General features: G+C 47.0%; 14 protein-coding genes. 5 read left to right on the top strand and 9 right to left on the bottom strand.

The features are described from left to right. Nucleotides 1–6 precede the first annotated feature (6 nt). The 3 genes from BLCOC_RS03920 to BLCOC_RS03910 form a co-directional block, all read right to left on the bottom strand. Entirely contained in the window at nt 7–732 is a 726-nt protein-coding gene (locus BLCOC_RS03920) for a DUF975 family protein (RefSeq protein ID WP_242999035.1), read from the bottom strand. A gap of 73 nt (nt 733–805) precedes the next feature. Beyond that, the gene (locus BLCOC_RS03915; RefSeq protein WP_115625542.1) at nt 806–1,753 is read right to left on the bottom strand and encodes a carbohydrate kinase family protein; all 948 of its coding nucleotides are present in this window, start codon (nt 1,751–1,753) and stop codon (nt 806–808) included. A gap of 146 nt (nt 1,754–1,899) precedes the next feature. Next, nucleotides 1,900–2,985, bottom strand: coding sequence for a helix-turn-helix domain-containing protein (locus tag BLCOC_RS03910; protein ID WP_081732729.1), 1,086 nt, complete (start codon nt 2,983–2,985; stop codon nt 1,900–1,902). A 253-nt stretch (nt 2,986–3,238) separates the two neighbouring features. Between BLCOC_RS03910 and BLCOC_RS03905 the strand changes: the two genes are divergently transcribed. Next, entirely contained in the window at nt 3,239–3,751 is a 513-nt protein-coding gene (locus BLCOC_RS03905; protein ID WP_018595268.1) for a ferritin, read from the top strand. Nucleotide 3,752: 1 nt separating this feature from the next. Further along, nucleotides 3,753–3,941, top strand: a complete 189-nt coding sequence (locus tag BLCOC_RS03900; protein ID WP_029470535.1) for a (2Fe-2S)-binding protein — start codon at nt 3,753–3,755, stop codon at nt 3,939–3,941. Between the two features lie 60 nt (nt 3,942–4,001). Here the strand turns inward: BLCOC_RS03900 and BLCOC_RS03895 are convergent, their stop codons facing one another. Then, on the bottom strand, nt 4,002–5,033 hold the full coding sequence (locus tag BLCOC_RS03895) for a YeiH family protein (protein WP_018595266.1): 1,032 nt from the start codon (nt 5,031–5,033) through the stop codon (nt 4,002–4,004). Between the two features lie 245 nt (nt 5,034–5,278). Between BLCOC_RS03895 and BLCOC_RS03890 the strand changes: the two genes are divergently transcribed. After that, on the top strand, nt 5,279–6,154 hold the full coding sequence (locus BLCOC_RS03890; protein ID WP_018595265.1) for a LysR family transcriptional regulator: 876 nt from the start codon (nt 5,279–5,281) through the stop codon (nt 6,152–6,154). 9 nt (nt 6,155–6,163) lie between these two features. Here the strand turns inward: BLCOC_RS03890 and BLCOC_RS03885 are convergent, their stop codons facing one another. The 3 genes from BLCOC_RS03885 to BLCOC_RS03875 form a co-directional block, all read right to left on the bottom strand. Continuing rightward, the gene (locus BLCOC_RS03885; RefSeq protein ID WP_115624473.1) at nt 6,164–7,237 is read right to left on the bottom strand and encodes an FUSC family protein; all 1,074 of its coding nucleotides are present in this window, start codon (nt 7,235–7,237) and stop codon (nt 6,164–6,166) included. A 30-nt stretch (nt 7,238–7,267) separates the two neighbouring features. Next, complete coding sequence (locus tag BLCOC_RS03880; RefSeq protein ID WP_115624472.1) at nt 7,268–7,714, bottom strand: MarR family winged helix-turn-helix transcriptional regulator; 447 nt, start codon at nt 7,712–7,714, stop codon at nt 7,268–7,270. Between the two features lie 180 nt (nt 7,715–7,894). Then, nucleotides 7,895–8,764: a helix-turn-helix domain-containing protein gene (locus BLCOC_RS03875; RefSeq protein WP_029470538.1), complete on the bottom strand. Its 870-nt coding sequence runs from the start codon at nt 8,762–8,764 to the stop codon at nt 7,895–7,897. Between the two features lie 173 nt (nt 8,765–8,937). Between BLCOC_RS03875 and uxuA the strand changes: the two genes are divergently transcribed. Together uxuA and BLCOC_RS03865 are read left to right on the top strand one after the other, a co-directional pair. Then, entirely contained in the window at nt 8,938–10,005 is a 1,068-nt protein-coding gene (gene uxuA, locus BLCOC_RS03870; protein WP_115624471.1) for a mannonate dehydratase, read from the top strand. A 2-nt stretch (nt 10,006–10,007) separates the two neighbouring features. Further along, entirely contained in the window at nt 10,008–11,618 is a 1,611-nt protein-coding gene (locus BLCOC_RS03865) for a mannitol dehydrogenase family protein (protein WP_115624470.1), read from the top strand. A 143-nt stretch (nt 11,619–11,761) separates the two neighbouring features. On the opposite strand, the gene BLCOC_RS03860 is transcribed toward BLCOC_RS03865, so the two are convergent. Further along, nucleotides 11,762–12,121 carry a YccF domain-containing protein gene (locus BLCOC_RS03860; protein WP_115624469.1) on the bottom strand — a complete coding sequence of 120 codons (360 nt, stop codon included), beginning with the start codon at nt 12,119–12,121 and terminating at the stop codon, nt 11,762–11,764. A 21-nt stretch (nt 12,122–12,142) separates the two neighbouring features. Beyond that, nucleotides 12,143–12,571: a hypothetical protein gene (locus BLCOC_RS03855; RefSeq protein WP_115624468.1), complete on the bottom strand. Its 429-nt coding sequence runs from the start codon at nt 12,569–12,571 to the stop codon at nt 12,143–12,145. Nucleotides 12,572–12,857: the final 286 nt, after the last annotated feature.

Below are 12,857 nucleotides of genomic sequence, written 5' to 3'. Positions count from 1 at the left end.
GCCTGCCTAGTGCATCTCTGCATGCTTTCCGAACCAATCGTCCCTGAGTGCCGCATAAAGCTCCGCATTGGTGGCATCCACATATGGCTTCACATAAAAGATACCCGCCACTCCACAGGTCAGTGTACCTATCAGAAACCAGCCGATAAAAGAAAGATCCAGAACAAAGGCTTCCCACTTCTGTCCATACATCATTTCCTTGCTGATCCGCAGTGCCTCCCTGTAATGGATATCTGGCTGCTCCGCCAGAATATAAGGGACCATGCGGTAGGCATAGCTCATCACGATTCCCGGGATCACAAACAGCAAAGTCCACAGAGCAACAAACAGATTCTTCATAAACATAACCAACACGGAATTCCCGTAAAACCCACTCTGAAAGCCAAACAGCAGCTTGGAGACTGGTGCATTATAATCACGGTTCTCCACATAAAATCTACAGGCTCCCACCAGCAGCATCTGAAAGATAAAAACATCAAGAAGGATCACAGCCAGGGAAACAGCCCCTGCGGTAAATGCACTTCCTCCCCAGTTAAAAAATGAATGACTCCAGTCCAGCTTCAAGTGAAGTCCCGGAATCTCAAGAAACGGGCCTCCCGAGCCGTCACCGTTATAGTTACGTCCGTACTTTGTAGCCACAAGAGCTGATATCAAGGATACCAATACTGCCGGCCCGTAATTTTTCAGGAAATTTGCTTTGCCGCTCATCTTCAGATCAATTCTGTTCCACATAATCTCATCCCCATTCCCCGGAACCATTGAACCTGTTTCCGGATAATTCTCACTGTTCCATATTACCATATTTTCATGGAGAATGATACTTCTTTACTGCATTTTCTACCTGAACAATATTATTGATCCCTTCTGTTGCCCCCAGCCTCTGCACTGCCAGTCCGCCGCAGACGTTGGCATATGCCGCTGCTGTCCGCAGATCCATGTCCTGTGACAGGGCGTACACAAATCCTGCCGCAAAACTGTCACCGGCGCCTGTGGTATCCACACACCGGATGCTGGAAACAGCCGGACTCTCAAAGAACATTTCCCTGTTTTTCACAAAACATCCCTTATTCCCACATTTGATCACCACATTCCCCACACCGCAGTCCAAAAACGCGTCTGCGATTTCATGCAGTTCCCTCTTCCCGGTAACCAGCACGGCTTCCTCATAATTCGGGAAAAGATAATCCACACAGGCCAGCGCCTCCCGGATATCCTTCACTGTCTCTTCATTCTTTCTCTTGGTCATATCAGCACAGACCAATATTCCCTGTTCCTTTGCCCTGGAAAACAGCCGGGCAGTCTCCCTGCCGCCAAGCTTTGGAAAAACAAAGATACTGGCAAAACACAGGATTTTTACCCCCTGCAGATAATCCCCCTCCAGATGCTCCGCAGAAAGGCTGCGCAGCGTGCCATGCGGATTCGTCAGAAAACTCCTTTCTCCGCCCTTTTTCACCAGAACCACATTGATCCCTGTATCCACGCCGGGTTCTGTCCTAGTATGATCAAGTCCGATTCCCCATTTACGGCAGTGTGCCCGAATAAGCTCTGAGGCGGGATCGCTGCCCAGCACAGTCAGAAGCTGGACACTTTCCCCTAATTTTGCCAGAATAGTGGCTTCGTTCAGGGCATCCCCTCCTGTCCTCATGGTGATAGCATCAGCCGGACTTGAACCGGTCTCAAAAACACGCTCATCCACCGGTTCTGCCAGCACATCCAGTATGGCTGCCCCCACAACTAAAATTTTTCCATCCATATCTTCTCCCCTTTCCACTTTGCTATTTCTGAGGATACCCCATTTTTCACGCGCTTTTTCTGCAAGCTCTCCTGTTTTCACTGCTTATTCTGCGGTCTCCTGTTTCCTCTACTCACAATATGCAGGCACCAAGCCCTCGTATTTTGTTACTTCAGTGTATTGTCATCCCGGAACTTTGCCAACAACGCTTTAAACTCCTGTCTGTCTCTGATAAAATCAAATTCTTCCAGATTTTCCAGATCCTCCAATAACCCCGTGCGCATACGTTTAAACAATTCCTTCTGCTGCTCCTGGTTTCCCTTCTGTTCGTCCAGGCTGTGATAGAGCCTGCTCTCCCCCAGCTTCCACGGTTTTCCCATAGCGTCCAGCACCTTCTCCAGCATTTCCAGCGTTCTGTCTGCATCTTTTCGTGCAGCCGCAGTTTCATAATCTGCCATATACTTGCCGTACTCCCACAGATCCAGCAGTTCCACTACATCCCTGCATTTCCCCGCATAGTATTCCATATCCTCCCGGCTGCCCTGTTCCTTATGGATCTCCATAAGTGTGATCAGACAGTTCTGCACATCGCCTGCAGCCTGGAGCAGCTTTTGCTGTGCCAGCTTTACTGCCTCTTCCGTTTTCCCCTGTCTCCTGTAAAGGAGTGTGAGCATTGGCCTCTTATCCACTCCCGGATCCGGTATCTGCGTCAGCAGTTCCTCTGCCCTGCTGTAGTTCTCTTTCTGAATGTAATCGGCAACCAGCATATTAAGGGCACTGCCTCTTATCTCCCAGTCCGTCTCACTGTTCATGGCAGTCCTTTCAAATAAACCCAGGATTTCCTCCTCATATGCCGCCTTATCCTTTTCCTCCACGGGAAACATGAGCATGGCCCCCTTCAGAAAACCGGCAAGGTTATAGATCAGCTTGCTGCTGTTTGGATACTCGCTGATCTTCTTCATAGCCAGCTCATACCCTTCTTTATATCCTCTCTCTTTAAGCACTGCGTAAACTTCTCCGCAGAAATGATTGATCTCCTCACCCGTAAGCTCCTCCTCAAAGGACAGCAGGGTATTCAGATCCACCTTCAGAAGCCTTGCCAGAGGCGGCAGCAGGGTGATATCAGGATAACTCACTCCCTTTTCCCATTTGTTGACAGCCGGCGCTGATATCCCCAGATACTCTGCAGCCTGTTCCTGGGTGAGTTTCAGTTCTTTTCTTCTTGTTCTGATAATCTCATTTATTTTCATCATATTGTCCTCCGTTATATACACGGACAGCCGGCGCCAGCTCCCGCTCTTTACAATAGATATTATAACAGATACCCATTCCCGGCACTATTGATTCCTTTTTAATTTTTGATCATAAATTTTAACTGCTGCTCATATTACAAATCCCGGCGGCAGCAAAGTCATAATTTTACCATTGTTGAAACTGTCCAAGCGTGCTATAATCAAAATTGCAGGATACCTGCACAAAATAGTCCAATTTAAGGAGGTTATTACTATGTTAGACAAAAAAGTATCTGAACTGCTGAACACGCAGATTAACAAAGAATTCTACTCCGCCTATCTATATCTGGATTTTGCCAATTACTATAAAGAGCAGGGACTTGACGGTTTTGCCAACTGGTACAATGTACAGGCTCAGGAAGAACGTGATCATGCCGTGCTCTTCATCCAGTACCTTCAGAATAACAGCGAAAAAATTACACTGGAATCCATAGACAAGCCGGACAAGGTATTTGACGCCTTTGACCAGCCCCTGCATGCCAGCCTGGAGCACGAGCATTATGTGACCGGCCTGATTCACAATATTTACGACGCCGCATACACCGTAAAAGACTTCCGTACCATGCAGTTTCTGGACTGGTTTGTAAAAGAACAGGGTGAGGAAGAAAAAAACGCAGAGGATCTTATCCGCAAATTCGAGCTTTTCGGACATGATTCCAAGAGCCTTTATATGCTGGATTCGGAGCTGGCAGCACGGGTATACGCTGCCCCTTCCCTGGTGCTTTGATATGAGTGGGGAAAAATATCTGTGTCCCTGCTATAAGGTCACAAAAAAGGACATCAAAGAAGCCATCAAAGACGGAGCCACTTCTTTCAAAGAAGTGCGGAAAATGACCAAAGCCGGGAAAGGCTGCGGCCACTGTGAGTGTAAGGTAAAAAAATATGCCAAAAAGCAGTTAAAGAAACACGCGTCCTGAATTAAGGCGCAAAAATGCCTGCCGGATCAAGACTCTGCGTCTGATCCGTCAGGCATTTTTTTACCATATTCCAAGTATTCTCTGCATGACCAGACTCACACATGTAATCCCAGCCCAGCAGCAGGCCCCCATAAAAATAGGCTTCCCGCCTGTTTTAATGAGCTTCACCACATTGGTGTTCAGCCCGATGGCTCCCATTGCCATGACAATGAAGAACTTGCTCAGTGTCTTCAGAGGATTGAAGATTCCCGCCGGAACGCCCAGGTTCACAGCGATGGTGGTGATCACAGAAGCCCCCACAAAATACAGGATAAAGAAGGGAAATATTTTTCTGAACTCAACGTTATTTCCTTCCTCTTCTTCCAGATTCTTTGCCCGTACAATGGCAAGTACAAGGGTGATGGGAATGATGGCCAAAGTCCTGGTCAGCTTCACGGTCACAGCTTTGTCAAGTGTGGCGGCGCCCAGATTGTAAAGGGAATCCCAGGTGGATGCAGCAGCGGTCACAGATGAGGTATCATTGACAGCCGTCCCCGCAAAAATTCCAAAGGCCTCCCCGCTGTGTGTGTCAAATCCGATCAGAGCGCCAAAAGCAGGAAACAGAATTGCCGCCAAAATGTTGAACAAAAAGATAACAGAGATGGCCTGGGCCACTTCCTCGTCATCTGCGTCAATGACAGGTGCCGTAGCTGCTATGGCTGAACCGCCGCAGATGGAAGAACCAACCCCTACTAAAGTGGAGATTTTTCCCGGAATCCGCATCACCCGGTGAAGCACATAGGCGATGACCAGTGATGTGGTGATGGTTGCAAGGATAATAGGCAGGGACTGTTTTCCTGTCTGCAGAATAACCGACAGGTTCAGCCCGAATCCCAAAAGGATCACCGCATACTGCAGAACCTTTTTTGATGTAAATGTAATGCCGGGCTGCAAATTTGTCTTATCCTTCAGAATGAGAGTGACTGCCATTCCCAGAAGAATGGCAAAAACCGGTCCGCCAATGACCGGCAGTGCCTTTCCCAAAAACCAGCTCGGCAGTGCAATGGCCAGGCAGAGCAGAAGGCCTTTCCAATTTTTTTTCATAAAATCCATAGTTCTTTTCCCCTTTTCTAAATTACTGTTACTGGTATATCTTACCACGCATTTATAATAAAGAAAAATTATTTATATTTATTTTTCCATAAAAATATTTTATAATATAATCAACACTGACTACCAAATATTCTACAATATAATCCGTACCGGCCACATGATATTCTATAAATAATCTGTACCCGCCACGGTAGCAGGATTACGGTCATATACCCGCAATACAAAGATTTCAGGAGGACAAAAATATGCAGGATTTCCGCATGGAAACGTTTTTAACCGTATGTGAAGAATTGAACTATACACGTGCTGCCCATAAACTGGGACTGACACAGCCTGCCGTCTCACAGCACATTCATTTTCTGGAGGAGTGTTATAATACTCGTCTTTTCACTGTGCAGGGGCGGAAATTATACCTGACAGAGGCAGGAAAGCTCCTTCACGCCTCTGCCCAGACCATGAAAAATGATGAAACCCATCTCCGCCGCAGACTCAGGGATGTACAGCAGCCAAAAAAAGAATACCACTTCGGCGCAACCCTGACCGTTGCGGAATACATCCTTCCCGAAAAAATAAAAAACATCCTGAGGGAAGACCCTGACTGCCGTATGAAGATCACAGTCCAGAATACAAGGGAACTGCTTCGCCAGATTGACACTGGGGAAATAGACTTTGCCGTGGTGGAGGGTTCCTTCCCCAAGGAAGAATATGACTTCCTTCCCTACAGCAAAGAACCCTACATCGCCGTATGTGCCCGGGACTTTCCCCTTCCCAAGTGTCCCTGCATTCTGGAAGACCTGCTCCCATACACCCTGATCACCCGTGAAAAAGGCTCCGGCACCAGAGATATCCTGGAATCCATACTTGCCCAGCAGAATCTCAGGCTTGCCGACTTTGCCCGGGTAATAGAGTACGGAAGCATCGGCGCCATCAAACGGCTGACCGCTGCAGGATGCGGTATTACATTTATGTACAAAAAAGCCGCGGAACACGAGCTCCGCAGCCAAAAATTAAAAGAGATCAGATTGCAGGAATTCCATCTGATGCACGGACTTAACTTTGTCTTCCGAAAAGATACGATTTTTCGGGAAGAATATTCAAAATTATATTCCCTCCTGAAATAGAAAACACGCCTATGCCGCGTCCACAGATTCCATTCTCTGTGAAAGCCGTTCTATTTTACAGCAGAACTTCTCAAAAACAAAGTCAAACACAAGACCATATACAACTCCGAACAGATTGTTTGCCAGCCTCAGCACCATGGACCCAGTCATACCGAACATTCCCATAGCCATGGCAAGTGCTCCGAAGGAATTAAAGACTGTCTGCCACAGATAGGTGGCTGAAAATCCCACACCGATACCCCCAAGAATTCCGATAAACCCGTAGAAGCTCTCAGGGAACACAGCACAGAGTCCAAAAAACAGGGCACAGCCGATTATATTTCCGGGGAAGCGGTGTTTACACCTGTTTATCAAATCCTTCCGAAAGGGCTGCATTACAGACATCATGGCAAATCCTGCCCACATAATTCTGGGAAGGTGCATAAGCTGTGCGAAAAACATGCCGGATGAGATACCGAGAGCCATCCTAAGCTGCCACTTTGTTCTGGCCGAGGAAAATGCAAATTCCCGCAGCAGATCACCCAGCCCTCTCTTATACAAAATCTTCCTGTGGTTTCTGTAAAAGACAAACGCTGTTAAAAGTGCGCCCAAAACCAGCGCCAGGACACGCATGAAATATTCCCGGCCCGACACATCATTCCCTTGGAGAAGCAGATATCCCAGAACCCAGGTGGCATGATTTGACATAATGATATTATGGCATCCCAGGGTAAGGAGCAGGAGCAAAAAGACAAGGTTCAGAAATAACGCCCATCCCGGAGTTACCATATTCGTCACCTTTGGCCCCACAGCCAGAACCCCAAATAAAATGACGATCACTGCACTGCCGTGGGAAGCTTTGATTCCCAGATCCGCGGACCTGAAAACCATCACTGTAAGCAGCACCACCACACCGGCAACACTGTTCTTCTCTCCGAATATCTTTGTATATGCCGTGACAAAAGCCATACAGAAGGCCAGTGTCAGAAACACTTTAAATATATAGATGAGAATATGTCTTCCCTTTTCCCTCTTGTCTTTACTGTTCTTGATCAGTGCCTTGGAACCGGCCTGATTCAACTGTAATTCCTGATAAATACTCAAATGATCAACTCCCTGAATGACAAATTTCCGTTACTGTTTTGTTTCCCCGTATTCCCCGGCCTGATGGTTTACCAGACGTATCAGCTCCATAAGACGGCTGAAAGTCTCCTCTCCTGCCCTGCGCCTCATGGAATACAGGGGTTCCAGATAATACGTGTAAGTGCGCTCCAGCTCTTCCCGCCCTTTCCCGGTGATACACAGATAATAACTGCGGTGGTCTGCTGCACACATCTCTTTCTCCAGAAATTCCTTTCTGCAGAGGCTTTCCACCAGCCGGCTGACCACCGGCTTGCTGATTCCCATACCCGTACAGAGCATATGGGATGTTAGCTTTTCCTTTGAGAGCGCTACCCTGGAGAGCAGATCCAGTTCCTGTGAGGAGGATATCCCGCCTTTTTTTGCTCTCCTTACATGCAGACTGCAGAAAAGCCTGATATCCTGCATCCGCTCCATCATTTCTATCCAATCGTATTCCATTGTCCCTCTCCCGCTAATGAATCTGCAAAGTTACCGTTACGGCTGCTCTGCAAGTACCTGCTGTCGTACCACTTCGATCCATTTCGTTTCATTACACCTTGTCAATTTAGTTTACTTTATTAACTATTTAGATATACTACTCCAAATAGTTTATTTTGTCAACTATTTCCATAATATTTTTTAAAGGGTCACCTGCATATCCTTAAACTCTTTTGGTGATATCCCATACTCTTTCTTGAATGCCCGGTAAAAACTGGAGTAATCCCCGAATCCAAACATTGGATACACCTCGCTGATCCCCACATCCCCCAGTATGGCGTCCTTACAGGCAGCCAGGCGTTTCTTTGTAATATACTGATGGATGGACAGTCCCGTGCTGTCTTTAAACACATGGGCGATATGATATTTGCTCACATAAAAATGCTTGGCAAGACTTTCCAAGGACAGATCCCCGTCCAGATTTTCTTCTATATGATCAGCCAGCCCCTGATACAGGTTCATCTCCTCCCTCTCACTCTTTGGATAATTCTGTTCATGGACAACTCTGTTCAGATGAAGGATCAAATCACTGACACACAGGGATATCTTTGCCTCTCTGCCGAACCTTTTGGAGCGCATTTCGTCGATCAGGCCGAAGACCTTTGAGCGAATGGTATTGAACGTCACCACATCTGTGTGAAAAATATAGTTCTTGGTCACCTTCACATGCTGCATCAGATAGGCATAATCCGACGATGTCTCCATAAGACTGTTGCAGTATTCCTCTGTGATCCAGAACACAAAACGCCGGTAGGGAACCCGCTGGTCCCTGATCACTGCATGATGCCGCTCCTTGGGCGGTATGAGTACAATATCCCCGGGTCTCATAGCGTGATCTTTTCCTCCTATTACCATGTTCACATTTCCCTCCAAAAAAAGGTAGAATTCATAATAATCATGCGCATGGTCCTTTACCTGGGACAAATAAAAATCACTGTAATAATAGATTTCAAAATCCTTTGAGAGCATATACTGCCTGGTGCTGAACGCTGTCTGCAGATTCTTTTTCATAATTGTCACCTCCGTCATATCTAAATGGATCATTTTTTTAAGCTTATCACGAAACCGCAACTTTTGCAATGTAAACAACAAATCAGTCAATTGGCTTTTTCCCCACAATAATTATAATAATAGATATCAAGTAAATGAATCCCAAGCGGAAAAGAGAAAGGATACAAAAAGCTATGGAAATGACATTAAGATGGTATGGTTCCAAATTTGACACAGTTACTCTGAAACAGATTCGCCAGATTCCCGGTGTGACAGGGGTTATCACCACCCTTTACGACACACAGCCGGGCGAAGTATGGAGCAGAGAGCGCATCGCTGCCCTGAAAGAAGAGGTTGCTGCATCAGGACTTCACATTTCCGGTATCGAGAGCGTCAACATCCATGACGCCATCAAGACAGGTTCTCCCGAGAGAGACATGTACATTGACAACTATATCGAAACTCTGGAAAACCTGGGAAAAGAAGACATTCATCTGGTATGCTACAACTTCATGCCTGTCTTTGACTGGACCAGAACAGAGCTGGCACGTGTAAGACCGGACGGCTCCACAGTTCTTGCCTACACACAGGAAGCTGTCGATGCCCTTGACCCGGAAAACATGTTTGAATCCATCGCAGGCGATACCAACGGTACGATCATGCCGGGCTGGGAGCCGGAACGTATGGCTAAGATCAAAGAGCTGTTCGACATGTACAAAGACATTGACGATGAAAAATTGTTTGAAAACCTGAAATACTTCCTGGAGCGCATCATGCCTGTCTGCAACAAATACGACATCAATATGGCGATCCATCCCGACGATCCCGCATGGAGCGTATTCGGCCTTCCGCGTATCATCATCAACAAAGCCAACATCCTCCGCATGATGGCAATGGTGGATGACCCGCACAACGGCGTTACCTTCTGCTCCGGTTCCTATGGCACCAACCTGGAAAATGATCTGCCGGATATGATCCGTTCCTTAAAAGGCAGAATCCATTTTGCCCATGTGCGTAACCTGAAATTTAACTCCCCCACAGATTTTGAGGAGGCAGCTCATCTTTCCACAGACGGAACCTTTGACATGTATGAAATCATGAATGCGCTGTATGACATCGGATTTGAAGGCCCTGTCCGCCCGGACCACGGCCGTATGATCTGGGATGAAGTGGCAATGCCGGGTTACGGCCTCTACGACAGAGCACTTGGCGCTACTTATTTAAATGGACTCTGGGAAGCAATCGTGAAAGGAGCAAGATAGTCATGCAGGTAAATGAACAGGGATTAAAAAATAAAGAACAGTGGGAAAGCCAAGGCTATGACCTTCCCAAATTTGACAGAGCAGCCGTGACTGAGAAGACAAAAGAAAATCCATTCTGGGTTCACTTCGGCGCCGGCAATATTTTCCGTGCTTTCCAGGCAAATGTAGTGCAGAACCTTTTAAATGACAGCGTTCTGGACCGTGGTCTGGTCGTTGCCGAAGGATTTGACTATGAGATCGTAGAAAAAATGAACCGTCCCCATGACGGCTACAGTATCCTGGTGACCTTAAAAGCAAATGGTTCTGTGGAGAAAACCGTTGTAGGCAGCGTTGTGGAATCCCTCACCGTTGACTCTGACAACGACGCTGACTTCAATCGTCTGCGTGAAATTTTCAAAAAGGATTCCCTGCAGATGGCCAGCTTCACCATCACAGAAAAAGGCTACAGCCTTGTGAACGGCAAAGGTGAAATGCTCCCCTCTGTTGTAGCCGACATGGAAAAAGGCCCGGAAAAACCTGAGAGCTACATCGGCAAAGTTGTAAGCCTTCTGTACACCAGATTTCAGGCAGGTGAAAAACCCATCGCCATGGTGAGCATGGACAACTGCTCCCATAACGGAAGCAAGCTTCACGACGCAGTCTATGCATTTGCGAAAAAATGGTCCGAAACAGGCCTGACAGATAAATCCTTTGCAGACTATATTGAAAATCCTGCAAAAGTTTCCTTCCCTTGGTCCATGATCGACAAGATCACCCCAAGACCGGATCCGTCCGTAGAAGAAATCCTGAAAAAAGACGGCGTGGAAGAATTAGAGCCGGTTGTAACCTCCAAAAACACCTATGTGGCTCCTTTCGTAAACGCTGAGGAATGCCAGTACCTTGTTATCGAGGACGCATTCCCTAACGGAAGACCTGAGCTTGAAAAAGGCGGTCTGATCTTCACAACCCGCGAAACTGTGGACAAAGTGGAAAAGATGAAAGTCTGCACCTGTTTAAATCCTCTGCACACTGCCCTTGCCGTATTTGGCTGCATTCTGGGCTATGACCTGATCTCCAAAGAGATGAAGGATGAGACCCTGAAAAAGCTTGTGGAAGGCATCGGATATGTGGAAGGCCTGCCGGTTGTTATCAACCCCGGCATTCTGGACCCGAAAGAGTTCATTGACACCGTATTAGGCGTTCGTATCCCGAACCCATTCATGCCGGATACACCCCAGCGTATCGCTACCGATACTTCTCAGAAGCTGGCGATCCGTTTCGGTGAAACCATCAAGGCATATCAGGCCTCTCCTGAGCTGAAGGTATCTGACCTGAAACTGATCCCTCTTGTATTTGCGGGATGGCTGCGCTACCTGATGGGTGTGGATGACAACGGCAATACCTTTGAATTAAGCCCTGATCCCCTGCTTGACACAGTGCGCCCATACGTTGCAGACGTAAAACTGGGCCAGGCTGTGGACGCAGAGAAGCTGTTAAAGCCGGTTCTGGAAAATGATAAGATATTCGGTGTAAACCTATACGAAGCAGGTATGGCAGACACTGTATGCAGCTACTTCTCACAGATGACAGCCGGTACAGGCGCAGTCCGCAGTACACTGGAAAAATACGTTTAGAATGATCCATCCCTTTTGATACCCTCTGGGGCTGCACGAAACCTCCGCTCGTGCGGCCCCTTTTCTCTCTGTTTTTCCTGATCACCTTGCAAAAAGACGGCACCGTATGGCTCAAACCATACAGTGCCGTCTTTCTTACATTTCTAATATACTTCTGCCCCAAAAGGCATAAGTGCCAGCTTTGCTATTTTAAAATGCTGCATTCCAAAGGGAATTCCCACAATAGTGATACAGAGCACAAAGCCGATCACCAGGGACTCCAGTGCCAGGGGGATTCCTGTCACTATCATCCAGATGACATTGAGAAGCAGAGAGCCTGCTCCTCCACCATACTGTACTTCTTTTCCAAAAGGGAAAAAAGCCAGCGACGCAAATTTAAAACACTGCATCCCCACAGGAATCCCCACGATCGTCACACACCATAAAAGCCCTGCCAGACACCAGCTCAGGCCGCTGATGCAGCCTCCAAATATAAACCAAAGCAAATTACCCAGACATCCCATATGAACACCTCCTGTTCCAGTTTATTCATTTAACAAGTCTCTCAGTTCTCCAAGAATCACTCTAACCCGCATAATTGCGTCATCCACCTGTTCTCTGGCATCGTTGATCTTTCTCTGTACCAGATAATCAGCTACAAGCCCGTCAAAAAAGAAGTCAGCAAACGTAAGAAAGGAACTGATATCCATCCGCAGATCAAGGGGAACCTGAACATCCCTAAGCTCCCTCTGGAATACAAGCAATTGTCTCTTTGCCTCTTCCATATAATCTGTGGCGTCTGACATTTTTGAATGCTTTACCCAGTCTGTAAAAAAACCGCCTCCCAGCATATCGAAAATTCCCCAGTTCTTTGCTCCCTGAAGCTTTTCTCTGGCATTTTCCAGACTGTACAGGGCTTTTTCCCCAGCTGCTGCCGCTTCCTCAATTTCTTTTCTTCTCATTTCGTCTCTCATCTTTCTTTTCCTCCATTTTTTCAGCCGGCTTTTCTGCGGCGGATATCTGGAAGGTGTATTGAGAATAGATGGAACTAAAAAAAGACCTCTATCATGACATCCGCCACAATAAAAGTCTTGCTATCTCATTTGATACGGACACCTCTCGGTATCGGTTGACGATTTCAAACCCGTTCATCTCTGAACGTTCAGCTACTCCCTTTCGATTGCTTGGATAAAATATAGCACAGAGGAGATGAATTGTCAATATATTAACGCAAAAATCCCAAGCTGCCGAACTCATCTC

It is taken from the genome of Blautia coccoides (assembly GCF_034355335.1).
In the GTDB taxonomy this organism is placed as follows: domain Bacteria; phylum Bacillota; class Clostridia; order Lachnospirales; family Lachnospiraceae; genus Blautia; species Blautia producta.
The sequence above is the reverse complement of the archived record's forward strand: the minus strand, read 5'-3'. Positions and strand labels throughout refer to the sequence as shown.